This is a genomic window from Nitrospira sp. CMX1 (assembly GCF_054902215.1).
The window spans coordinates 203,304-227,131 of the sequence record NZ_JBUBKD010000011.1; the positions used below are offsets into that span (position 1 = coordinate 203,304).

At 54.6% G+C, this 23,828-nt stretch carries 26 protein-coding genes and 1 pseudogene; 9 read left to right on the forward strand and 18 right to left on the reverse strand.

The genetic code is table 11. The features are described from left to right. The first annotated feature begins 41 nt into the window (after positions 1-41). Together ACYX34_RS02940 and ACYX34_RS02945 are read left to right on the forward strand one after the other, a co-directional pair. On the forward strand, positions 42-440 hold the full coding sequence (locus ACYX34_RS02940; RefSeq protein ID WP_462075062.1) for a PilZ domain-containing protein: 399 nt from the start codon (positions 42-44) through the stop codon (positions 438-440). Positions 441-522: 82 nt separating this feature from the next. Then, positions 523-924, forward strand: coding sequence for a PilZ domain-containing protein (locus ACYX34_RS02945; protein WP_462075063.1), 402 nt, complete (start codon positions 523-525; stop codon positions 922-924). Here the strand turns inward: ACYX34_RS02945 and ACYX34_RS02950 are convergent. The 6 genes from ACYX34_RS02950 to ACYX34_RS02975 are packed head-to-tail and all read right to left on the reverse strand — an operon-like array spanning position 900 to position 6,353. Further along, complete coding sequence (locus tag ACYX34_RS02950) at positions 900-1,907, reverse strand: lysylphosphatidylglycerol synthase transmembrane domain-containing protein (protein WP_462075064.1); 1,008 nt, start codon at positions 1,905-1,907, stop codon at positions 900-902. The two genes, ACYX34_RS02945 and ACYX34_RS02950, sit on opposite strands and share 25 nt — an antisense overlap. A gap of 25 nt (positions 1,908-1,932) precedes the next feature. Beyond that, complete coding sequence (locus ACYX34_RS02955) at positions 1,933-3,369, reverse strand: CDP-alcohol phosphatidyltransferase family protein (RefSeq protein ID WP_462075065.1); 1,437 nt, start codon at positions 3,367-3,369, stop codon at positions 1,933-1,935. A gap of 50 nt (positions 3,370-3,419) precedes the next feature. Next, positions 3,420-4,139, reverse strand: coding sequence for a phosphocholine cytidylyltransferase family protein (locus ACYX34_RS02960; RefSeq protein ID WP_462075066.1), 720 nt, complete (start codon positions 4,137-4,139; stop codon positions 3,420-3,422). Continuing rightward, entirely contained in the window at positions 4,136-5,218 is a 1,083-nt protein-coding gene (locus tag ACYX34_RS02965) for a pyridoxal-phosphate-dependent aminotransferase family protein (RefSeq protein ID WP_462075067.1), read from the reverse strand. The genes ACYX34_RS02960 and ACYX34_RS02965 overlap by 4 nt, the downstream gene beginning before the upstream one ends. A gap of 59 nt (positions 5,219-5,277) precedes the next feature. Continuing rightward, the gene (locus ACYX34_RS02970) at positions 5,278-5,859 is read right to left on the reverse strand and encodes a thiamine pyrophosphate-dependent enzyme (RefSeq protein WP_462075068.1); all 582 of its coding nucleotides are present in this window, start codon (positions 5,857-5,859) and stop codon (positions 5,278-5,280) included. Then, a complete protein-coding gene (locus ACYX34_RS02975) occupies positions 5,856-6,353 on the reverse strand; it encodes a thiamine pyrophosphate-binding protein (protein ID WP_462075069.1) in 498 nt (165 codons plus the stop codon). Before ACYX34_RS02975 ends, ACYX34_RS02970 begins: the two co-directional genes overlap by 4 nt. A gap of 217 nt (positions 6,354-6,570) precedes the next feature. On the opposite strand from ACYX34_RS02975, the gene ACYX34_RS02980 reads away from it, so the two are divergent. From ACYX34_RS02980 to ACYX34_RS03010, 7 genes are all read left to right on the forward strand, one after another. Further along, a complete protein-coding gene (locus ACYX34_RS02980) occupies positions 6,571-7,053 on the forward strand; it encodes a hypothetical protein (RefSeq protein WP_462075070.1) in 483 nt (160 codons plus the stop codon). A 3-nt stretch (positions 7,054-7,056) separates the two neighbouring features. Continuing rightward, positions 7,057-7,587 carry a hypothetical protein gene (locus tag ACYX34_RS02985; RefSeq protein ID WP_462075071.1) on the forward strand — a complete coding sequence of 177 codons (531 nt, stop codon included), beginning with the start codon at positions 7,057-7,059 and terminating at the stop codon, positions 7,585-7,587. 222 nt (positions 7,588-7,809) lie between these two features. Next, positions 7,810-8,199 (forward strand): PilZ domain-containing protein, encoded by a 390-nt coding sequence (locus ACYX34_RS02990; protein ID WP_462075072.1) that lies wholly within the window; start codon positions 7,810-7,812, stop codon positions 8,197-8,199. 408 nt (positions 8,200-8,607) lie between these two features. Continuing rightward, the gene (locus ACYX34_RS02995; RefSeq protein WP_462075073.1) at positions 8,608-8,991 is read left to right on the forward strand and encodes a PilZ domain-containing protein; all 384 of its coding nucleotides are present in this window, start codon (positions 8,608-8,610) and stop codon (positions 8,989-8,991) included. Between the two features lie 244 nt (positions 8,992-9,235). Continuing rightward, entirely contained in the window at positions 9,236-9,862 is a 627-nt protein-coding gene (locus ACYX34_RS03000) for a TetR/AcrR family transcriptional regulator (protein WP_462075074.1), read from the forward strand. Between the two features lie 24 nt (positions 9,863-9,886). Continuing rightward, positions 9,887-11,074, forward strand: coding sequence for an efflux RND transporter periplasmic adaptor subunit (locus tag ACYX34_RS03005; protein WP_462075075.1), 1,188 nt, complete (start codon positions 9,887-9,889; stop codon positions 11,072-11,074). Between the two features lie 110 nt (positions 11,075-11,184). Then, positions 11,185-14,370, forward strand: coding sequence for an efflux RND transporter permease subunit (locus ACYX34_RS03010; protein ID WP_462075076.1), 3,186 nt, complete (start codon positions 11,185-11,187; stop codon positions 14,368-14,370). 5 nt (positions 14,371-14,375) lie between these two features. Here ACYX34_RS03010 and ACYX34_RS03015 read toward each other — a convergent pair whose 3' ends face one another. From ACYX34_RS03015 to ACYX34_RS03070, 12 genes and pseudogenes are all read right to left on the reverse strand, one after another. Next, positions 14,376-14,714: an SCP2 sterol-binding domain-containing protein gene (locus tag ACYX34_RS03015; RefSeq protein WP_462075077.1), complete on the reverse strand. Its 339-nt coding sequence runs from the start codon at positions 14,712-14,714 to the stop codon at positions 14,376-14,378. Positions 14,715-14,807: 93 nt separating this feature from the next. Further along, positions 14,808-15,152 (reverse strand): annotated as a pseudogene (speD, locus tag ACYX34_RS03020) (S-adenosylmethionine decarboxylase); the annotation flags it as partial. Positions 15,153-16,035: 883 nt separating this feature from the next. Next, the gene (locus ACYX34_RS03025; protein ID WP_462075078.1) at positions 16,036-16,359 is read right to left on the reverse strand and encodes a PilZ domain-containing protein; all 324 of its coding nucleotides are present in this window, start codon (positions 16,357-16,359) and stop codon (positions 16,036-16,038) included. A gap of 66 nt (positions 16,360-16,425) precedes the next feature. Beyond that, positions 16,426-16,788, reverse strand: coding sequence for a DUF1499 domain-containing protein (locus ACYX34_RS03030; RefSeq protein ID WP_462075079.1), 363 nt, complete (start codon positions 16,786-16,788; stop codon positions 16,426-16,428). Beyond that, positions 16,785-17,069, reverse strand: coding sequence for an FKBP-type peptidyl-prolyl cis-trans isomerase (locus ACYX34_RS03035; protein ID WP_462075080.1), 285 nt, complete (start codon positions 17,067-17,069; stop codon positions 16,785-16,787). Before ACYX34_RS03035 ends, ACYX34_RS03030 begins: the two co-directional genes overlap by 4 nt. 131 nt (positions 17,070-17,200) lie before the next feature. Further along, a complete protein-coding gene (locus ACYX34_RS03040; protein ID WP_462075081.1) occupies positions 17,201-18,310 on the reverse strand; it encodes a DUF2914 domain-containing protein in 1,110 nt (369 codons plus the stop codon). A gap of 254 nt (positions 18,311-18,564) precedes the next feature. Next, the gene (locus ACYX34_RS03045; protein WP_462075082.1) at positions 18,565-19,626 is read right to left on the reverse strand and encodes a hypothetical protein; all 1,062 of its coding nucleotides are present in this window, start codon (positions 19,624-19,626) and stop codon (positions 18,565-18,567) included. 98 nt (positions 19,627-19,724) lie between these two features. Further along, positions 19,725-20,372 (reverse strand): YajG family lipoprotein, encoded by a 648-nt coding sequence (locus tag ACYX34_RS03050; RefSeq protein WP_462075083.1) that lies wholly within the window; start codon positions 20,370-20,372, stop codon positions 19,725-19,727. Positions 20,373-20,455: 83 nt separating this feature from the next. Beyond that, positions 20,456-21,076 (reverse strand): hypothetical protein, encoded by a 621-nt coding sequence (locus ACYX34_RS03055; protein ID WP_462075084.1) that lies wholly within the window; start codon positions 21,074-21,076, stop codon positions 20,456-20,458. Positions 21,077-21,122: 46 nt separating this feature from the next. Beyond that, entirely contained in the window at positions 21,123-21,491 is a 369-nt protein-coding gene (locus ACYX34_RS03060) for a hypothetical protein (protein WP_462075085.1), read from the reverse strand. A gap of 93 nt (positions 21,492-21,584) precedes the next feature. Then, on the reverse strand, positions 21,585-21,875 hold the full coding sequence (locus tag ACYX34_RS03065; RefSeq protein WP_462075086.1) for a hypothetical protein: 291 nt from the start codon (positions 21,873-21,875) through the stop codon (positions 21,585-21,587). A gap of 236 nt (positions 21,876-22,111) precedes the next feature. Continuing rightward, entirely contained in the window at positions 22,112-23,764 is a 1,653-nt protein-coding gene (locus ACYX34_RS03070; RefSeq protein ID WP_462075087.1) for a calcium-binding protein, read from the reverse strand. Positions 23,765-23,828: the final 64 nt, after the last annotated feature.

A 23,828-nucleotide genomic window follows, 5' to 3' on the forward strand; every position in this document is an offset into this window, starting at 1 on the left:
GATGGATCGGCGCCCCGGTTTTGGATATACTTCCGATTACCATGGCATCAGATTCGTCTCCCCCGCAATCTTCTCCGAGAGATCGCCGTGAGTTTTACCGTATTACCAGCACTCTCTCCATTCGCCTTCAGGCTGAGGCAGACACTTCCGAAGGCCCATTTTCACAGATATCTGTGAATCTCAGTGCAGGAGGAATCGGTGTGACGATTAACACAGCCTTTCAAGCGAGCGACATTCTCTTATGCACCTTGTTACTGGCTGACCAGGCACCTTTTAAAGCCTACGTGGAAGTGCTGCGGGTTGATCCCATTCACAACCCGCAACACACGTTTCGTCTTCATGGTCGTTTCATCCGGATGAGTGCACAAGAACGCGAATTCTTGGTCAGAACGATTCTCCATCTGCAACGCGAACATCTCAGCAAGCACTATTCCGCCTGACACCTGGCAGAAACGACCTACCCGCACATTCAAGACTCCGTTGAATATCCGCGCCTTGTCCCCACCAATGAGGGATTCCCTTGTGCGGAACGGTCGACTAGACTGCCTTACCGTGGAATTCACCCGCACCTATTCACGCCAGCACTATCGCGTCCCCCTTGTCGTGCAATACCCCGTGATGTTTTCTGCGACCGACACGATTGCCGAAGGGAAAGTCATGAACCTCACGGTATTCGGCTGCACCATTGAATCCATAGATGCTCTGCAACAGGGAACCACGCTGCGGATGCGATTAATCCTCCCAGACCAGGCGCAGTCGTTACCGGTGGAGGAGGCGGAGGTTCGGTGGGTCCAGGGGAATCGCATGGGAATTCAGTTCCACAGAGTTGACCGTGCCGCAGACTTTCGGCTTCACGGCTTCGTATGGGATCGCATGATTGAGCGATTTCAGACAATCGTTCAGGATGGGCTCTCGGCTCGGTGATCTTCGCTCGGTCTCCGTTTCCCCACCAGGGCAAGACACACCAACCCAATACCGATCCAGACAACTTCACGGAAACGTCGTAACAGCGCGAAGGTCATACCCGTCACATCGCTGTAGCCGAAGGCCTGTAATAAGAGAAGGTTACCGGCATCCTGCGCCCCAAGACTACCCGGGATAAAACAGGTCCCGCCTTTAATCAGGGCAGCCAAGGCACCGATTGAGATGACGGACCCCAGGCTGGCGGTATCACCGAGGCAAGAGATGATGACAAAAACCTCGAGCGACTCGGCCAACCAGCCGAACAAGCAGACTCCGGTCGACAGCGCGAACGCCTCACGGTGGTGTCGATAGAAACTCAGAATCGTCTGGTCGATCGAACGCAAGTGTTCCTCTTGCGTCTCAAGCACCTGAACCCGTAATCCCAGCTTCTTGACTATCGACAACATCGAAGCAAAGAGCCCGCGTTGCTGGATAAAGACAAACCCAGCAATCGAACAAACCAATACCGTCACACTGACGACTGCAGCAGTAATGGTCTGTCCCACCGAACCGCCGGTACCCAAGATCAAAAACCCAACGGCAATCCCGATGAGGATATAGAAGACTTCAGCAATCGTCAGGGTTGTCTTAGCAATTATCACGGACGCGGCTCCCTCCGTAATCGGAACATGGTGTTGCTTCAACAGGTACGCCTTCAGTGGTTCACCACCCAAATAGGCCGTGGGAGTGGTCATGTTCACCACTTCGCCGGCCGTACGGATTGTCAGGAGGCGCCAGAACGGTACGGCGCTTGCCGATGGCCCCAGCACCAGCTTCCACCCATACGCCTCGATCACATACATGATGACGGAGGGAATCAACACAGCAAGCAGCGCGGCGGGCCCGAGCGTAGACGCCGCCTCATAGACATTGCGAGGTCCGATATTCCAGACCAGCAGACTCAGAAAAATAAGGCCAACGGCAAGTAGGATATAACGCAACACGTGAATCGGATGGCGAACGTGGTAGTTATGGCCGAGGTAATGCAACTGCAGACGGCCTGATCACCCAGACCATAGCACCGGCGAACAGAAGAGACCCGATCGCCGCAAAAAGAAGAAACCAAAAGAGTTGGTCAAAGATGGCGAACCCGATCAAAGAGACCGAAAAATCACGGCTGGCAACGTTTTTTAACATGACATTGGCCCAGGCCGCGTGGGCCGGGGTCTTCCATCCGACGGCCGTTTTGATTTTTTGAGCCTTGTCGACGAGCAGGAACGAGAGGCCGTTCCCCAGCACGGCTGCCCCACCGAGTGTGAGCGATACCCAGGCATCTTCCTGCCCCATCTGCGTTGAATAGAGCCCGACGGCGATCCCTGCGAAAATTGCCATGTGCACGAGATTGTCCAGAGCGATATCAAGCCAGGCCCCTAACGGCGATTCGGTGAAGGTCAATCGAGCGACTTCTCCGTCGCAGCAATCAATCACCGCGGCCAGCTGAAACAGCAGTGCGGCCACAATACCGGCGCTGTATGTTCCCAGGCTAAACCCGGCTGCCGCCACCAGCCCGATGAGCCCAGCTAAGATCGTGATGGAATTAGGGGAGAGACCGAGCTCAAGGAATAAGCGTGTGAACCCACGAGAGACTTTACGATTGAAATATCGATCGACGAACCCTTCAAACTCTCCCTTGAGAGAGTTGAACAACTTCTTTTCAGCCCTCTCTACGTCATCCGGCGTCCGTACCGGCTGATACCACAGACCCCTCTTTTCCTCAGCCGTCACCACCTGCAATCGGCCATCACCGGCCACCTGCTCGATCCACTGACGGACCGGTGTGCTGCCTCTATCTTGTGCGCTTATGTTTACAGTGTTCATGAGGCTAGCTGGAATAACAAGCAGCTCGGCAGCCTGCAGCGTAGACTCATCGAAACGAGCAGAGGCCATGGTCGCCCGACCAGGAGCTGGGATCGTCACCCGCACGCTTGTATTCGTAGGTCGCTCGCCCTGCTGTGGCCTCGACTGGGCCACCACGATGGCTTGACCATCGCGCACATCTTGGCGTAACTGCTCGATCAACCCACGCGAGAACACACTGTTGACGCTCGCAATAAGTGCAAATCCACGGACCTCTGCCGCTAAGGCCTCCCATGTCCGAGGATCATCAAGGGGAAATTCTCGGACCGGCATCCAACGAACAGGAATGGTAACCCGCGGCCCTTTTGCCAGAGAATGCTTGAGCTGCTCCTCATCAGGTCCAGAGAGAACAATTAATTGCCGAATCCCAGCCCGCTGCAACGTGAGGACGGTACGTTGGAAAAGACCGATCCCCACGACACTGGTGAGAGGCCCCAGCTCGCCAACCTCTGTCCCGATTGGCCCTCCAAAGACGCCGACCGACGGGAGCAAAATCGCCGTCGCCAATCCCTGGATCTCGACTCTTTTTTGAAGGGTACTCTTACTCATGGTCTCACTGGCAGTGCTGTATCGGAATCCCGGTCACATGAGTCACTTTCTCACAATCTCGGCAAAACTTCCAATTCAGCTTTTTTTATATCTTCGACAAAGTCGATCTCGGTCCAGGGCAATCCTCCGATCTTCTCATGTCCCACCCGCACATCATGGAAATATTCGAACAGCGCATCCTCATATTCCATATGCCACATGTTTTTCTCGATGTATCCGCGAAGGGACGAGACGACCCGAGGTGTGTCGGCGTGCCGTACCCGAAGAAACCCTACCCCTTCACCGGCATAGTCATAGTGGTCCGGCATCTTCTTCGTGAGGGCGATCACCCTGCCCCCGGCTACGACTACCATACATTCTTCACCGGTTTGCTTGACGGTTTCATCCATCAACAACGCGTTCTCAAAGGGCGACGAGACGAGTCGCCCCAGGATCTCTCTATGAAAGAGCACATCGGCATCCATCACAATGGTGTCGTCATCAAAAGCAGAGCGTGCGATCCACAGGGAGGAAATACTGCCCCGATGAAACTCCTCATTCACTAGAAACGTGACACCGACACCACAGGACTCCGCTGCCACGGCCGCCCGAATCATCTCCTGCTTATACCCCACGACGATATCTGCTCGGCGAATCCCGACCGCAGCCAATGACTCTAAGTAACGGTGCAAGAGCGATCGCCCCCCAATCTCGATCAAGCACTTGGGACGATGTTGCGTGATGTCCCAGAGCCGTTTCCCGACTCCCGCTGCGAGAATGATCGCCTTCATGTAGGACGACACGCTTGTTCGAAAGCATCGAGAAATCCACCGAACTGTGCCTCGGACAAGGCCCCCATATTGGCAACACGGAAAATCTTGTTTTCCAAGTTGCCTTGCCCCGCATAGATCACATAACCCTGCTGTTTCAGGCGGTCATGCAACATCTGGTAGGACACACCTTCCGGCAGATGATATGCCGTGATGGTATTCGATTGCCGCTCCACCGGGAGAAGCGCTTTCACTCCGAACTTGGCCATTCGCTCACGGATCATCGTCGCCATCTTCTTGTACCGTTGAATGCGATTCGACACCCCTTCTTCGAGCAGCTCGTTCAGCGCCTCATCGAACGCGTAGTAGACTTGCACGGCCGGCGTGAACGGAATCATACCGCGCCCTTCATTGTCGATGTAATGGGTCAGATGGAGATACCATGAGCGCTTTGGGTATGCGCGCATCTTTTCAACAAATCCTTTTCGAACCAGTACAAACGAGACCCCGGGAAATCCCTGAATACACTTCCCTGCCGTGCCGGCCACCATGTAGATGTGCGACTTCGCGATATCGAGCATCTCTCCAGCCAATGCGCTGACGGCATCGAGCACAAACACGCGATTCTGATCATCGACGATCTCGGCAATTTCATGGACAGGATTGAGAAGCCCGGTCGTCGTCTCATGATGCACCATACCGACGACATGCACTTCCTGATGCTGCCGCAGGGCAAGGAGCAGCCGCTCAGGGTCGGGGCGAACTGTCCACTCATACTTCAGCTCGCTCACTCCCAGGCGATGCAGCCCGATGATCTGAGACATCCGCTCACCATAGACCCCGTTGTTGAGGATGAGCATGCGCTTGCCGTGAGGAAGCGACGACATCAAGGCGGCCTCGACGGCTGCGGTTCCTGAGCCTGTCATGACGACGGCGACGTAGTCAGACTCGGCACCCGGCACAAATGCCTTTAGCAGTTTCGCTTGAATACGATGGAGCAGTTCAGCGAACTCGTCTTCCCGGTGACAGATATCTGGTTTCACAAGCGCTTGGCGGACACGCTCTGAAACGTTGACGGGACCTGGATTCAGGAGAACCATGTTTTTCTCCTTCAGCTATGATGATTGAGGGTCCTGCACAAGGGCGGACTTACCCCCAGCTATCCCTCGATCGCTTTCATGAACCGCTGAGTGAGGACTGGGGGATCAGGCCCGATGCGTCCGGCATCTTCCACGAACTCATTGATCTTGATGAGTAACAGACTGGGACCATCCTTCTTCAGCATATCCTTGAACTCGTAGACTAAATCCTCACGATCGAGCACACGCTCCACATTGACGTAGCCCGCCGATTTGGCCACCTTGTCCAGCGGCACCACATTGGAAATCGTCGGCTGATTCCCAGTCGTCCCATACACTTCATTGTCAAAGACCACATGAATAAAATTCTTCGGTCGTAACGCGCCGACCGTTGCAAGCGTTCCCATTCCCATGAGCACGTTCCCGTCCCCATCGAACGTCACCACCTGTTTGTTCGGCTTTGTCAACGCGACGCCAAGTGCAATCGCAGCAGCATTCCCCATCGATCCGATCATGTAGAAATGTGTGGGCCGATCGGCAATCTTGTACACCTCCCGCGAGGGAAAGCCATTACAGATCACGACGGGTTGATCGGTCAATAATTCCAACAAGGTCACGATCGCCTGGGCACGGCTGATCAGGGTCCCCTCTTCGGGCCTCATGGGTGTAATCCCTTTACCACGCCTTTCGTGAGGCTCAGCACAACGGGGATTTGCCTGTTCATCAAGGTCTCGACGACCCATCGACAATCTGCGACGGCTGTTTTTTCGGTCAATGTCCGATGGGGGATCCTCGCCACATCAAGCAGTTGCGGCATGACTTCACCCATCACACGATGCTCCGGTGCATCACTGCCGCCTTGCCCCCGCCATGACACAATCAACAAGCACGGCTGGCGATAGATCAGATTGAGGGACATGAGCGTATTCAAACAAATCCCGAGGCCAGAATTCTGCATCAGAACGGCGGGGATTCTTCCCGCCATGTATGCGCCTGCCGCCATACTAACCGCTTCGTCCTCGCGAACGGCCGGGATGTAGATCCCCCGAATCATGAGTTCGGCGATAATGCCACCAAGGATGGAATCTGGAACCCCGGTGAAAAAATTCACCCCCAAATCCTGCAGAGACTGAACAAACACGTCGCTGTCAATCACAAGAAACTTCCTGCACTCCTAAGCCTGCATTATTCATGAGCGCGCATCAAAGCGGGCGCATTATAAGATAGCCCCTTGCGGGTTCTCAAGAAAGATTGCGCAGTTGTGTTCACCGCACTGCCATGATAGCGTGAGAAACTCGTCCATACACTCGACTCCACTGAGAACGATGACCCCAATCCCCTTTCTGGCGCCTCGTACCTGGAGCACTGCACTCATGCTCCTCATGATGATTGGCCTCGATGCCGCATGGGCCGTGTCCATGACAGACGATCCAAGGGGATTTCAAGATCTTCCCTGGGGAACGACGCTGTCCTCCCGCCAAGACATGGAAATGATTCGCGCCAGCGCACACATTGTTGAATACCTCCCCAAGATCGATCCGCTCTCGTTTGCGGATACTGAGATGACCAGTATTCTCTATCTCTCCGTCGATGACCAGTTTGCACGAGTGACGATCCGCTACCAAGGCAGTCACGTCCACAAACAGGTCCTGAACTTCCTCGAAACCCGTTTCGGCCGATTAGATCGCGTGCCAGGGCAAATGGCACGAGGCCTCACACAGCAATACACCTGGCGCGGATCCGATACGGAGATCAACCTGACCTACCAAGCCGGAACAGAACGAGGCTACATTTTCTTCGATAACCGAACCCTTGCCCCACGATTCAACGACTACATCACTGACTCTGCAGAGTAGGCTATGGCAACGTATCCGTTCGAGCGATCGGCTCTCCTTGTGACGGTATCGATGCTGGCCTTGTTGGTACCGATCCGTTTGTCGTCAGCGATCCCTATCGCACATGACCCCAATGGGTTTGAGTCTATTCCGTGGGGATCAATTCTGACGGAAATGGGAGCTTTCACAAAAATCGATGAGGCAGGCCGCCTGCAAACCTACGAATTGACTGGCCAACCTCCCTTGCTCGGAGCCATCCCAGTAGACTCCCTCAGGTTTACAACTTTTGAGAAGAAGTTCGGTCGAGTAACAGTACGATATACCGGTCATGCGAGCCACGCCAAAATCCTGACCTATCTCGAGTCCCTGTACGGCCCCCTTGATCGTACCCCAGGTCAAATTGCCGCCGGCCCAATCAAGGTGTACACCTGGCACGGGATGTACACGGAAGTGACATTGCGATTCGAAAGCGGGCTCGAACGCGGCATTATATTTTTTGAGAGCCGAACCCTTCCTGAAAAATTGAAAGATGAGACCTCATCCACGGCCTTCTAGCAATTTCACCGTTGACGAACCTTATGAAAAATCTGAGTCGAGCTCCAACGGAAACAGTGTACGCCTCATCAGAACAATCCCCCCAACCATTCAGATTCTCCCACACATGACTGCCTATCCGTCTACCAGCTCTCCTGGGCTGTCTTGCCCTTTAAGCTATTCCACTATTCTTGAATTCATTTTGCAAACCACCTCATTGACGTTATGATCGCCGAATCAATCATGAATGGCCGAAAGCAGTACAGCCCTCTCGACAAGCGATGCTCCGAGCGTGTCGCCATTACCTGTCGCGTACGCTATAAAGGTGAGGTCCCGACTCAGCCTCATCAAGGGGAAGGGCTTACAAAAAACATCTCGGTCTCCGGCTGCCACGTCATCAGTGATCGCCCCGCCACGCGAGGAACACTCCTGACGCTTACCATTGCACTTCCAGACGGATTGCCTCAATTATCATTAGAATCCGCGCTCGTTGTCTGGGCATCTGGCAACCAGTTTTCAGTTCGGTTTCTGGATCTCAGCCACGATCATCGAAAGCGGATTCAAGCCTTTATCTGGAAGAGCATTTCCCACAATACTGTGAGCGACCAACGGACGCGCTTCCGGCTGGTCTAATCTCCCCTGACTGCTGTAGCCAACTATTTCCCTCGCGTCGTATTCCTTCGATTCGGGTGACGTTCCCTTCAGTCTGCCCTCAACTAAGATCGTTCCACGCCCGGTCCACCCTGTAACCAATTGATACACCTCACCAGTTGTCACATCCCTGATCCCCCCAACCTCTGGATAGTTTATTCCCCCACATAAGAAGAAGGGCAAAAACGCCCTACCGCGCTAGCCTTCACACAGATGATGTCTTCTAAATGACAATGTGCTTGGGAACATTCCATCTGAAAGCCAAGAGGACGACTTGAAGGAACCCTGGATTGCACGCAGAGAAAGGAGGAACAGGATCGAAGAGAAGCCTCGCAAGAAGCTGAGCAACCTTATGGACCTGAGTTATTGAATCAAGCAGGAGGGACATCCATGAGACAGACAAGGGGAACGGTTCGACTGGAGCCACATCAATCCCATCGTTCGATTGAGCGCCGCAGATTACCAAGAACGAGTGTTTCTTTCGGACTCATGTACTCGGGGATATCCGGTGAGGATGTTCTGATAGGGGACGCTACAGTTGTAGACCTTTCCGAAGGTGGCCTAGGTCTTCGAGGGGATATTCCTGTCCAGATTGGCATGGAATTAACCTTGTTCTTATATCTGCCAGACCGGGATGAGCCCTTATCCATTCTGGAGTCGACGGTCGTTTGGAGCGCCGGTTCTCTATTTGGTGTGACGTTCAGGGACCTTAGCCTCCCTGACGGAGAGAGGCTGCGATCATTTCTTCACACTCAATCAGTCGGCCAAGCGTAGTCGTTCCTTTACTCCACATTGCCTTCAGCCACCTGCAATGCCCATCCCGTTAACGGGATGGGCATTGTGGATAGATATGTTTTTCATTTCTCTCTCATTCACCTGCCAACGGTCGCATCGTATCACGACTAGTTTGATTGCCTGTAGATCGCTGCCCTTTGTACCCTTGGAATGCCAAGAACTGATGCAATCTTGTCTTTCAATCAAAGGCCATGCTACCTTGGTGAGTGCTCACTCACCTTCCATGAACAAGAGAGCAAAACAGCCTAGCCAGCGGCTAACCAGGGCGTCACGTCACCAACGGCAAGCGAGCCTGATCAGCGCAGCGGCAACCCTGTTCGCAACGAACGGTTTTCGAGGGACCACAACGAAACAAATTGCATTGGCCGCAGGTGTCAGTGAAGCGCTGCTTTTCAAGCACTTCCCGACCAAGCGAGCCCTGTACACAGCCATCCTATCTGAGAAGGCTGATTACTCTGGACTCCAGGAAGCGGTTGAAGAGGCCGTAGTGAAGCGAGAGGATAAGCAGCTCTTCATGTTACTGGCCAGCTACCGAATCAGAAAAGGAGCAGACCCACTATTATTTCGTCTACTCCTATTCAGCGCACTAGAAGGCCATGAGATGTCCGATATGTTTTTTCGCCAGCAATATCGGGTGTTTCATGATCTCCTTGCCGGCTATATCAGACAACGCATTGATGATGGGGCCTATCGTCCTCTGGATCCATTGTTGGCAGCGAGAGCCTTCTTCGGCATCATCCTCCACCATCGGTTACTTCATGACATCCTGGGCTTACCCATGCACCGAACTCACGAAGCTACCGTAGAGGAATATGTTGCATTGTTCCTCAATGGACTCATTCGGCAATGACTCACACTCTCATCCACTATTGATATGAGCCGGCTTACTCGCCATCCAATCCTCGTCGTTGGAATGATTGTTTTTCTTGTGGTCATCGGGCTTGTGGCCTTTCGTCTAAGCACCGGTGCCAAAACAGACTCCGTGAAGACACGCGTGATCACGGTAGGGATTGCGTCACCGATCCGGCAAGATCTTGACATTCGCTTAGGTTATACGGCCGATATCTCCCCTTACCAAGTCGTCAACATTTTCTCCCGTGTCGATGGGTACATCGCCAAGCTTCACGTCGATAAGGGCGATTTTGTAAAACCCAACCAGTTACTCGTTGAAATCGACCATACGGACTATCTTCATGCCGTAAATCAAGCAAAAGCCAACCTTTCGGCAGCCAAGGCAAAAGTCGCCCAACAGGATGCCGTCGTTCGTAACGCCACACTGACGTTCGATCGTATGCAGACCCTCATCAAAGATCAATTCGTGTCTCAGCAGGATCTGGATAATGCTCAGGTCAACCTTGATGCCGCCAGAGCGGCACAGGATTCTCTCCAAGCCCAAGTCAAACAGATGGAGGTGGCACTGGCCCAGTCGCAGACGAACTTGGCCTACTCATATATCCGCGCTCCGTTTGCAGGCTACATCGCGGAGCGGAACCTCGATACCGGCGCATATGTCAGCAGTGCCACTGCGAGCACATCAACCATGTCGCGGGGCATCATGAGTCTCCATGACATCAATACCGTTCGCGTATTGTTCGAAGTCGTTGAGCGGGATATTCCCCTCGTAACGGTAGGACAAAAGGCAGAGCTTCGTGCCGAAGCGTACCCCGACCACATATTCGAAGGAACAGTCACACGCATCGTTCAAGCCTTGAATCGCGCAACCCGTACTATGACGGTAGAGGTCGACCTCCCAAACAGTGACCGCCGGCTCAAGGGAGGAATGTTCGCAAGAGTCGAAGTCCTGGTGGGAACGCATCACCAAGCCCTACAGATCCCGATCGATGCCGTGAGCCGACTGGAAGACACTCAGTATGTCTATGTTGCTCGAGACGGGAAAGCCCGACGCGTCGAGGTTGAGGTCGGAGCTCGTAGCAACAACCGCATTGAGGTCATCAAGGGACTGAGAGGTGATGAATCGGTCATCGTATCCGGGAAAGACCTAGTCCACGACGGGAGACCGATCCAAACTCAGCCGCTCAATGCTGTGAAACATGAGACGTAAGACATGAAACACAAAGGAGCGACACGATTTCTATGGCCCCTTGACGACGCCCTCACGAATGGTTTCCGCTTCACCTTTCACCTTTTACCCCTCACCTTTCACCAACTTATATGTGGCTGACCCTCATTGCATTGCGCAATCGCATCGGAATCCTCATGCTCTCGCTTGCGATGGTCGTGCTGGGGCTCACAGCCCTCCAACGCTTGCCCGTGGACCTTTTTCCGCAAATCCAGGTCCCTGTTGCCTTTGTCGGTGTCATCTATAAAGGGGCCCCTCCGCTCGACATTGAACAAAGCGTGGTGTACCCGATTGAGAAAGCGGTCAGCTCTGCGTCCAACGTTGATCACGTGGAATCATTCAGCAAGCAGGGTCTTGGAGCGGTGCAAATCTGGTTCAACTGGGGAGCCGATATCAACGTTGGCCAGATGGAGGTGATGCAGCGCATTACCCAAATTTTGAATAGTCTCCCGCCAGGCATTCTGCAACCCTTTATCGTTAAATTTGACGTATCCAATATCCCCGTCTCCATCGTGTCGGTTTCAAGTGACGAGCTGGACGAACGAGCCCTGTATGATCTGGCGTACAACACCATTGCCCCACAGATCGAGCAGATCGCAAATGTCGCGGCAGCCACGGTCGAAGGCGGAAAAATCCGCCAAATCAATATTAATCTCGACCCAGCGCTGCTGAGTGCACGCGGGCTTTCCATTCTTGATGTCGTGAACTCCGTCAAGGCCGCCAACGTCATTCTCCCCTCCGGTGACGTGAAAGCTGGCAACCTCGACTACAACGTGTTTACCAACAATCAATTTCGCACCGTTGAGCCGATTCAGGACGTCATCATCAAGGTAAATCCGCAAGGCAACCCGGTCCGCGTGCGCGACGTGGGAACCGTGACCGATTCATCAGACATCCAAACTAATATCGTCCATGCCGACGGCGCCAGATCCGTGTTCCTTCGCGTGAACAAACAACCCATCGCCAACACAGTCGAGGTCGTGGATGCCCTCCGTGCAGCCATCCCCAAAATGCTTGGCGTTCCTGAAGGAGTGAGTCTCAGTATTTCGTTCGACCAATCGCTCTACATACGCCAATCCATCCAAAATCTCGTCGAACAGGCCCTTCACGGCTCGTTACTGGCCGCAGCAGTGATTTTCATTTTCCTGCGTAACCTGACGAGCACCGTGATCGTCTCCGTTGCTATTCCGCTCTCCATGCTCGTCACCTTTGTCGTCCTCTATTTCACCGGGCAAACCCTGAACGTCTTCACGCTTGGAGGGCTGGCACTCGGCATCGGTCGGCTGGTTGATGATTCCATCGTGGAATTAGAAAACATCCAACGGCACCTCAATACCAATCCGAGCCGTTGGGACAGCATCCTCAATGCCGCCCGAGAAGTAGCCATGCCGATTTTGGCATCGACCGTGACGACGGTGGTGGTCTTCCTACCCATGTTTTTTGTCGTTGGTATCGCGCGCTTGTTGCTGATTCCGTTGACAGTCACCATCGCGATCGCGCTCTTTACATCCTTCTTGGTCTCTCGCACTGTCACACCTGCCCTCTGTTACAAATTCCTCCGACCTGAACAAGAAGCCCATCGGGCAATGCCACGCTGGCTGGCCACACTCATGGAATGGAGTCGCCGCCGCTATGACTCGCTCGATAGGAGTTATGAAGATTCCTTACGGTGGGTTCTTTGTCATCGTCGTCTCTTCATCAGTGCGGTCCTGCTGATCTTCCTGGGATCACTCACCTTGATCCCTCGAATTGGAACAGAATTCCTGCCTGTGTCCGATGAGAGTCAGTTTCGCATTGTCCTCAGGGCCCCAGTCGGCCAACGAGTTGAAAAGACCGAACAACAAGTTATCGAAGTCGAGCGTGTTCTTCGTACGGTGATCCCTGCGAATGAACTGGAAACCATTGTCTCCAGCACGGGCATCCTGTCCCAAGGCCGGGCATCACTGTTCAACCCCAATACCGGCCCGCATACCTCATCGATTCAAGTGTATCTGGTCTCACCAGAGAAACGGACCAGGAACCAAGTCGACATCATGAACGATGTCCGTCCGAGGATCTTGAGGCTGTTCCCCGGTGTCTCGATGTATTTCGACCCTGGAGGGATCGTCAAACGCGTCACCAGCTTCGGGTCACAAAAGGCCGTCGATGTCGAAATTTATGGTTACGATTTTGACAAGGCACGGGAGGTTATCGCACAGGTCAGGGAGATCATGGAGCAGACTCCCGGTCTGGCCGACATCGAGCCCAGTCGGGAAGAAAACTACCCGGAAATCAATATCACGGTCGATCGAGAAAAAGCCGCACTGCTTGGTATCAGCGAAGCGGATGTCGCCAATACCGTCCTCTTCTCATTAAACGGAAACGGCCAAACCGACCCCATCATCTACACCGACCCGCACAACGGGAACGAGTACTTCATCAGCGCCTGGCTAGCTGAGGAACATCGAGACGCTCTCACCGATCTGGACAATATCCTCCTCACGACCAAGACCGGTGAGCCGGTCTTACTGAAGAATGTGGCGTCGCTCAAACTGAATGCGGGCCCGGTCAAAATCGATCGGAAATATTTCCAGCGCGTGATTCACCTGACTGCCAATCCCACCACTCGCACACTCGGCGAGATTGCTGACGATCTGGAGTCAGCCTTTGCCGCACTTCAGCTGCCGGCAGGATTCAGCATCAAACTCGCCGGGCAAATTCAGCAACAGCGGGAAACCTTTCATGGGATGCAGTTCGCAATTATATTGGCGCTTTTACTAGTCTATATGGTAATGGCTGCCCAGTTCAAATCGCTCATCGATCCGTTCATCATCATGTTTTCGGTGCCGATGGGCTTCCCCGGTGTTGTCCTGATCCTGTTCCTCACAAATACGACCCTATCGACCGCGTCGCTGATGGGCATCATCATGATGTTTGGGATAGTGGTTTCGAACGGGGTTTTGCTGGTCGATTACACCAACGTCTTGCGACGCCGAGGCACCCCCCTTCAGAGTGCTGTGATCACCGCTGCACGCATCAGGCTGCGGCCAATTCTTATGACCTCACTGGCAACGATCTTTGGGCTCCTGCCCATGGCAATCGGACTGGGGACAGGTGGAGAAACGAATGCGCCACTTGCACGAGCCGTGGTGGGAGGCCTGAGTGTCTCTACCCTACTCACTGTGTTTCTCATCCCAACGATGTATATGATCTTAGAAGGATGGATCCCAAGAAATCTGGAGGAAGAGCGACACCATTCCACACCAGCGGCGCCCAATACCGTTGCGGCTGCCGAGTAGGGGCATCACTCTGCGGTGATATTGGGAAACAAGGACTTCAGCTGCATGGCCAGTCCAATATCCCCGGTGACCTGTAACCGTCCTGACATGGCCATCATCATCCCGCTCACTTGTCCGTTCAAGACCTTGATGCAGTCTTCCCCGGTCATAGACAATGTCACGTGAGGATCAGCATGAGCCCCGTCTTTCACCACACAGGTCCCATTCTGTACCACCAAATGATACTGTCCGCCTTGATCTCCCTGGAGATCGAACTGATAGACCGCATCGAGATTTTCTGCCGCCTCCCTATCAAACTTGGCGGGCAAGGAACGGAGCACCTCTTGGATGGTCGTGACCTTCATAGCTGAATATCACTCATGATGAGAAGATTCATAAAACACGTCGGGGGCGCCAACTGTGCGCCCCCGAGGCGATCATCACCGTAGATGAAGAGTCTAGTAGCGAAGCGTGGCCGTCGCAACGCTACGACGGGCACCGAAAAATTCCTTTGAAAACGACTCGACAACTGCCGGATCATACCCTTTGCAGCTGAAAATGTCGAGGTAGGCATGGTTGGTGGCATTGGCAAAATGACCGCTGATTAAGGACGTGGAAATCAGCTGTACCATCGAATACCCAGCCACAGGTCCGTCGCCGAAATCGACGACCTGACATTCGCCGAAGCGTTTCATTTCGATGAGCTCGCAGAGCTCGACTACATAGCGCTTGATATATTCAGCATCTCGAATAAGTTCAGGATTGCAATCGTGGAGGTCAACAGCGGTGCAGAGTCCCCAAGCCTTGCCGCTTCCCACCATATCCTGGATAGGACGGGCAGCAGCCTCAGGGGCAGTGGATGGTAAGATCGTGGACTCGGAACTAGCCGAGGTACTCATAGAGGGGGGTTCCCTTTCTGTAAGAAGGTTGAAGAGACAGGACCTGTCATGCGTGAACTATACCATGTTTTTTTTCGATCGTATGGGATGATCAAGAATATTTTGGCCCCGGCAAGAAGGTCGTCATCGATGAGTTGACAAGGTCTCATCGCTCAGGAAGAATAGGCATCATGGTCTCTACTTCAGACGTACCTCGAATCGAGTTGCCCGATCGCCTCTGCACGTGGTGCAAGGTGCCCATGACCAAGCGACTGGTTGGGGGAAAGCAGTTCATCCATTACACCTGTCCCAAGTGCATTTTTCAGCACACACGACGATTGGCACCGAAGTCGTAACCATATGACTTTACTTGTCATTTTCAGCTTTAATGTCTACCGCTCCCACTTTACTGCGTCACCGAAGTCACCACCGGCATTCACTCACAGAACCCTGCTTGCTTCGTCTCCCGGCTGATAACTGCCTGTCATGCAGACTCGCTCCGGACAATCCAAATCCGCTTGAAGCCCATCATGCCGAACTCTCGCTAGAGCCGGCCAGCCCTGTTACTCAATGGTGAGAACGCTATCCAAGCCCGGATTCCAGATGCGTAGAGAGAAGGCCCCGATCCAGATCAGCCTGGGGACTGATCAAAAAGGCCGTCCATCAAGGCGTACAGAGTGGTGTACGTTGGGCCTCTGAGCGATGCGAGAACAGCGCTGATGGCCTTTGTTAGTAGACCGTTAGCAGAGCCAATTGGATCAGTGGAACAACTCTCGAGCCCCAGGTTCGCAAGGGAGGGTGTGAAAGGTTAATGGCGAGAAAAGTTACGTTGGACCTGGTCATCAAGCGCGTGGGCCAACTGCTCCCGATCCTCAGGGCTCATAGAAACAATCTTTGCACCCAGTTTCGGTGAGCGGACATGAACAACTTCCAGCTCACAGGTTACGGATTTCCCTGGCTGCAACTCCATTGTGAGTTGCAGCGCGTCACCGCTCTTCGCATAAAGGCGGCTCTCCACGCGAACGCCGGACTCACTCACATCCAGCACCGTACATGGTGCCGTAAGCCCCCCACGTCGTAACCGCCCGCTCCGGCCAACATCAACACGTGACGACTTGCGCTTAAATCCCATGACAGCGCCTCCTGTTCCGTCACCATAACAAGAGCACGACACCAGTCCAAGGAATTCTTGAAATTCCTATAGTTTTCCCGACACCAATGTCCGTACCTGCTCCATACGTCGACGGTTGACCCCAAGATCGCTATACCCGGTCCGGGACGCCGAACGGAAATGAACAGTCTTGGCCGTCTCATCGAGAACAAACTCCACGTCGTCGATAAACCGAAGCAGAAGACTGGTGAACTCATAATGGAGGTACGACTCATCTTCCTCAATGAGTTTGGCACGAGGCAAGCTCGCAACAATCGCCTTCAACGCTTCCTTGGCTTCAGCACGAGACTTCTTATACAGAAATGGCGCAATCGCATGGCTCTCATCACTCGCCTGGGTCGAGACACAATTGGGGCTGGAGGGGCAAGCCGATAAGGTTCGTTGGCTCATAGAGGTGCCACTTTACCCTCTCCCACTATTGCTCGCAACCAGACTTCGACCACCATGGATGCATCAGCCGAAATAGACCCAGGAACGCCTTTGTTCCGATAGGCTAGATGCGGGCTGATGCGAATCTTCCAGTAGCCGCCGACTTTCATACCCATCAGCGCATGTTCCACGTCAACCACCATCTGGCGGCTACTGAGCCTGGTTGTGTGGTCAACCAAAGTGGCGTTGTCGACGACTCGAATCATTTCCTCCGGCAGATACCTGATCTGCGCCTCCTGCATCCTGCCTCCTCGCCTTGATTCAGAACAGTACGAGCGTCATAGATGACGTGGTCACCTCGTTGGGCCTCTCGCCCCTCCCCTTCTCGCTCTTCGAGCAACTTCGGACCGCCGAGTCGTTTCAGGACACAGCCTCAGTAGGACACAGTCGTCAGCGTCGGTTGCGTCTCCCCCTGTTCCAGCACCGAGACGGATACCCGCCCAAGAATGCGCCCGTCTCCCGCCTCGACATCCACTCGCCAGTCACCCGGATCAAGGCGTTGCTTAAAGCTATAGGCCCGATAGCCCCCCTCGCGACCACCGGAAATCTTGAGTGGAATCCTGTCTGCGTGTGTAAAGGACCGGCTACTATTGGCGCGATAGTACCAGTGATGATAGATCGTGGTGTTGAGATCGACCGGGGCAAACACGGCGGTGAAGCAATAGATCGGCGTATTGGAGGGAAACATCGTATCTGAGCGTTTCCAGAACTCATACCACCGCTTTTCAAACGCCAATTCGAACTGATCTCCGGGTCGCTTCACATCGTGATAGATCCCACCAAACTTCAGCGAGAGCGGCACGGGTGGGATCCAATTCAGAAAATAGAACCCGACCAGAATCCCGATCAGTGCCGCGGCAGGAACGGTCACGCCGATTCCTTCCTCCCGTGAGCGGTCCGGATGGTCCCGATAGATCAACTGGGCCACACGCAAAATCACCACGACGCTCAGAATCGCCCCGACCGTAAAGATTGCCGCATTCATGTAGCCCGTGATCACGGGCAAGAAGAAGGTGAAGAACGCAAAGCAGACAACCGCATAGAGGCAGATCAGCAATCGAATATTTGAAAGCCGGTCACGCAAAAACTCATTGGCCACCAAGAGCATGATCAGCAGGGCAAAGAATACCGCGGTACCGGAGAACGTGGCGCTTCGCGAGTAGAAGATTGTATAAGCACTGAAGAGGCTACCCAATAGAAACTGGCTCGCCATGGGATAATACGGACGGCGCTCCAATACCCAACGCATGAAGGGAGAGGATGCGGCAAGTTGTTCCGGATCCGGTGGAGACGCCATCCCAACCCGTCCTGTCAGGACGATCAATGCCCCGAGGAGGGCGAGATACAGCAGGAGGATCAAGTTATCCTGAAGCCGGTCGATCCGCGTAAGCGTGATGGTGTCGTAGATCACCCCGGATAGAAAAAATACGGCCGGCATGAACGGTTTGGTTAAAAGAGACTGGATCTTGCTAAGAGGACTCATGCGTTACGGTGCAACTCTCGTCCGATTCTTCACGGCAAATACCGATTCGCGTGGCAACCCACATCGTCTCAGAGGCATCCTCTCAGGATGCTCAAAACGGTCATCATCCCACCCACTCAACCCCAGCGCGCCGAAACGCGCCTTGCACCAGGCAAGGCCGCAGACGAGAAAAATACCGGAGGCGTACTCTCCGATGTATATTGAAGATTGTTTTCGAGGCAAGAACTAAGTTGAAGGCCCTTTTCAGCATCCTGTCACACAAAGGCAGGCAGCGGGGCATACGCAACCTGGTGCCCAATTAATCGTTCCAACCATGACGCCATCTCATCCTCTGGAAGAGGTGCCTGATTGAGACGCGCTTCGATCTTAAAGTGTCCATGCCCCCCAACAATACCGATGATTGCGGCGGCATCGTCACGGCCAGGCAGAAGCGTCTGTGTTTGAAACTCACAGAGCGTGGCGTAGAGAACCCCATCTGGCCGGATTGCGGTCAGCACCTCAGGGAGATCATCCAGTGGGCAGTGGACCGAGCATCGATAGGTGAGTCGCGGGCTCGGCTCAATGGCGTGAAATTCCGCCAACGCTGCTTCAGAAAACCCAGTCAGATAGGCGCGAACCCCTGCCGGCTCAGGATGAAACGTCTCTGTGAGCTTACTGGACGGAACAAGAAACTCAAACGCATCGGAGGTGTTGTACTCGAATTGGCAGGGACCAAACGCATCAGGCCAGGAACAAAAGAACGGGAGCGAAGTGTCAACGGGCCGCAAGACCACCGCCTCTTTCTCCACGCAGGTTTCAATCGGAAGGTCCAAAACGGCGATCGCTTCCAGAAAGGCTGCACGTCGCTCATCCAGCCATCGTAGCCGATCCGCATCACCCCGCGTTTCCCCTGGAGCAATAACGTGGTTCGTTTGAAGCCGGACTCGAATGAACGAATGGGCATGCCGAAATCCGATCCAGCACATCGCGCGCTGGTCGTGCAATCGCAGGCGTTCCCGGATGCGCCAAGGATGGCTAATGGAACAATAGGTCCCGATGTCCTGATGCCGCTGGTAGACCGTATGATAGGCACCGGAGAGGAGAAAGAAATCGCCGCGCCACCCCTCCCGCACATGAATCAACGTCGCGTCTTCAGTCGCCCACGGATCAAGTTGATCGAAGGCGTCGAGAGCAGGAACCGCCCATTCCTCAACGTAGCAGATGACATCCTGAGCGGGCGAGACCGGTTTCACCCCCAGGGTCGCCAGCCGTTCCCCGACCGCGAGAGCTTGCTGAAAATCCAATGGCGTCGTCGTTTCCCACCGCCGCTCTCGCACGGATCACTTCCTTTATCTCGCCCCGAGATCAGAAGCAGGACGAGAAGCACATCAAGCCGCGCATGTCCTTACTCGAATTCGAGGGAAGCCCCACCCGCTCATTTCTGTCGGATCGACCTCAACGCCTTGCGCTCGATCATCGTATCCCCCAAGAGCCGTTCAATTCCATCCCGCAAGGTGGCGGAGAGTTGCTCCTGCACATCGTCATTGTTGAACCAAAAGACGGTTCGCGTACGGGCCCCTTCCACCCTTCGGATCGTCGTGCTGTGATCCGACTGATTTTGTGCCTGCACATGGAAGCGACTGCTGGTTTCAATGACTGTCGAAAAGACACGGCTCTTGGCGCTCGCCGAGAAATCTTGAACCTGTCCGGTGATGACGATGTCCGCATCAGGTACCGCACCGGCCGGAGCGACACGTACGTTCCAGACACGATCGTTCCACCCTCGGGTTTTCAATCGGTCGGCAAGCCGCTGTGTGATCATCTCGGCAAGCCGATCACCCGGCACATTGAAAAACGTCGTTCCACCCCAAAGATGTGTGCGTGTCCCGACACGGCTTTTGTCCGTCCGTCGATCCTCAAAGGGTTCAATGACGATCTTGACGGGTTCGATGTCGGACACCTGCACCATTGGCAGCTTCTCACGTAAGTCGAGAGTCCGCACCTCTCCCGTTCCCCGACAACCGGCCAACATAGTCGCCACCATGATGGCACAGCCCAGAACTCGCAACGACGATGGCTTCACAGGCGCCTCCCTGTCAAAGTTGGGACATAGTAGTGGGCACAGTCTACCCAAGTTGGGCCGCGGAGACAATTAGGATTACATGGTTACGGCGTGATGATGGGGAACATCGCTCGAAAGGCTTCGCAGGCGATGTGAGGTAGTTGCCCGTTTTGAACGTTCACGTCCTTAAAAGAAAAACACCGTAACACCTTGATCAGTGATCGCTCGGCCACAATGGCGGCAATCTGAGCCTTGCGGTCATGGGTGATCGGAAAAGTATAACCCTCTCCGCGTTTCCATTCCCAGAGCGAGGGGGCCAACGACAATTCCAACCCCGTTCCCGCCACCTGGTGAAACCGTCCAAGAAGCTGCTGCTTATAGCGTCGAAGTTCCACGCCTTCCAACAGCATCGCGCATACTACATAATGCCCCCACCAGACCAACGTTCGGAACGTAAACGTATTCCCGCCCTGGAAGTGTTTAGGATAGTCGAGATACTGATAGGGGAAATCTTCCAGATGCTCGCCCTTCACCAACTGATGGATCTTCGAGTTGAAATCGGCAGGTGTGAGGAGCGTGACGGCATCGAGGTCCGCTTGCAACGCCCGGTGGGTCTCTTCGAGCAAGCATCGGATCTTCGCCGTAATCGCAGCTTTTTTGCGAAACAACTGCGCATCGGCCAGTAACGAGGTCTCAACGTCTGTGAACGCAACAGGCTGGGTCATGACAGTTTTCGGATAAAAAGGCTTGGGTCGTGCCGGAAATCGTGCGCTATTTGTACCTGGTTTCAAACGCCGAGACCGTCAGTTCGTACAGACGCCGGCAGTCGGCACAACGCAGTCGTACCAGATCCTGAAACACATCCATCTCCCGAAGGGTCAGCGAAACCGCGTGAGCGGCAGCACAAGCCTTGAGATATTCCCCAGGCGGTTCATCGCGGAGAGCGGCTTCTCCAGCCACCTGCTGTACCGATGAGGTGATTGATGTGACTGTCGCAATACTCAGATGATGGGCAGACTTGCAGGAGCTGCAGAGGAGCACCACTACGTTCTCCTCTGTCATTCGCTTCACCGTCACACAGAGAGGATGTACCGACCAGCACTGCTGAAGAAATGCGCCACTGTGAATGACCTGGGCCATGATGCTCTCAATCAACAGCGAGGCAACAGCGCGCCTCATCACCAATGTTTAGCTGCATATGAAAATCGAACAAGAGCTGAAGAGACCCAGCACTCAGGGCATGGCTGCCGCAGGCGACCCGTCTTTATTCGGAGAAGGAACGGCACTCCCCTCCTGAACCGAGCGACAGGTCTTGCACACCCGTGGCCGTGCTTTCAAAAAAGAGACTTTCCCACTGGCAAGACAACTGTAATGGACGAATTCGTCACAAACCGTACACCGAGACCACCCTCCTCGAAGCATGGTCTTGTCTCGATAGAGATCTTCTCGGCACACTCGGCACAGACGTGCCTGAACGGGAAGCGTCATGGGCTCCCAGTCACCGCCAGCCTTTCGAATACTCATGGGGCGGCAGTATAGCGGGGCAACCGGCTGAAAAACAAGCAAGAGAAAGGCACCAAGAGTAGACACGGAAGGCTTCCGAGACCCACGAAGCAGACCCTTTGTTTCAGCCCTCGCTTCCTCCCATACACAGAACAAGTTATGAAATAACCTCAGCCACCACCAAGGGGACCTTCACTATCCTGTAATCCTCCAGGCATGGCGCCATTGGATTGCGGCGCCATGCCTGGAGATGCACCTTATAAAAGGATGTCGGTCCCGGCTCCTCCGACCGTCAGCGTCGGCGCGCCGACTAACTGGATCTCAAACTCCGCCGCCGCATCGCCATCGGTGTTGCCTTGTAGCAGCCCACCGACATACCGGAGATGGCCGGCCGTAAACGAGCCGCCCCAGATGAAAGCCTGATTGCCGTTCACGAGGCTATTGGCATCGATGTCCCTCAGGTCGATCTGGTCGTGTCCAACATCGTCTTCTGCATTAAAATTATGAATGACATCTCTTCCAGTACCGGATGGGCTGTCACTAACGGAATTGTAATCGAAAATATCATCACTCCCACCCGCGATGTTGGCATACAGAGTATCGGCACCAGTCCCTCCATTCACCCGATTGAGGCCGCCCTCGCTACAGTAAAGCATGTCGTTGCCAGCCCCACCGTTCATCGCGGTGCCACCATACCCGCCGCTGGAGAGGATGTCGTTGCCATCACCACCGTTGAGGGTATCGCCGCCGTCACCGCCGTAGAGCTTGTCGTCACCGGTCCCCCCATTCAGCACACTGCTGCCATAATCACCGCTATAGAGCGTGTCGTTACCGGCGCCCCCATTCAGCACATTGTCGTTGTACTCACCAGCGTAGAGGATGTCGTTACCGAGCCCGCCATCGAGTATATTGCCGGCAAAGATTCCGCTTACAAAATCGCCATCAGCCCCCGTCAGCGTGTCGCTGAAATTCGAGCCAATGACGTGTTCAATGCTCACGAGGGTGTCGAAGCCGCTGCCTCCCGTGTTCTGCGGCCCGGTCTTATTCAGATCGGCTGTGACCCCGGCTGTCTCCCCAAGGTACGAGGCCGTATCAACCCCATCCCCTCCATTCAGCACATCGTTTCCGCTGAAGCCATTGAGCATATCGTTGCCAATGCCCCCATTGAGCACATCAGCGCCAAGCCCCCCACTGAGCTGATCGTCGCCACTCCCGCCATTCACCGTATCGTTGCCCCCTCGGCCCGACAGCAGGTTATTGCCGCTATTGCCGGTCAGATTGTCATTGAAGTCCGTGCCAATCACCTGCTCAATCCCCACCAGGGTGTCGCGCCCGGCCCCGCCCGTGTTCTGTGCACCCGTGAGATTCAAGTTGACGGTCACGCCCCCTGTCGCCCCCGTGGCCGTGAGCCCCGGGATAACGAGGGAACTATAGTCTGCAGTGTCGTTGCCCGCTCCCCCATTCAGCACGTCGTTGCCCAAGCCGCCGTTCAACACGTCATCGCCCAATCCACCATTGAGCACATCGTGGCCAGCCAAGCCCCAGAGGGCATTCCGCACACTATTTCCCGTAAGCACATCGTTGAAGGCCGTACCAATCACGTGTTCCATTCCTACCAGCGTATCAACCCCGGCCCCTCCTGTATTCTGCGCCCCCGTGAGATTCAGGTTGACCGTCACCCCCGCCGTCGCCCCGATGTAGCTCTGCCCATTGATACTGCCGTTGCTGTAGTCCGCAATGTCGCCCACCCCCACGCCCCCGTTCAGCACGTCGTTGCCGAGCCCCCCGTTCAGCCGGTCGTTGTCCCCTAGGCCCGATAATTGATCGTTGCCCGCCCGCCCAACGATCGTGTCCGCACTGCTCGTCCCCACGCGGACGTTATTCGTGTTATCCCCAAAAATGGTGGCCATCGCCGCCTCCTCCGTAAGGTTGTCGGTTATCCGCTCACTGGATCATTCCAGCCAGCAGATGATG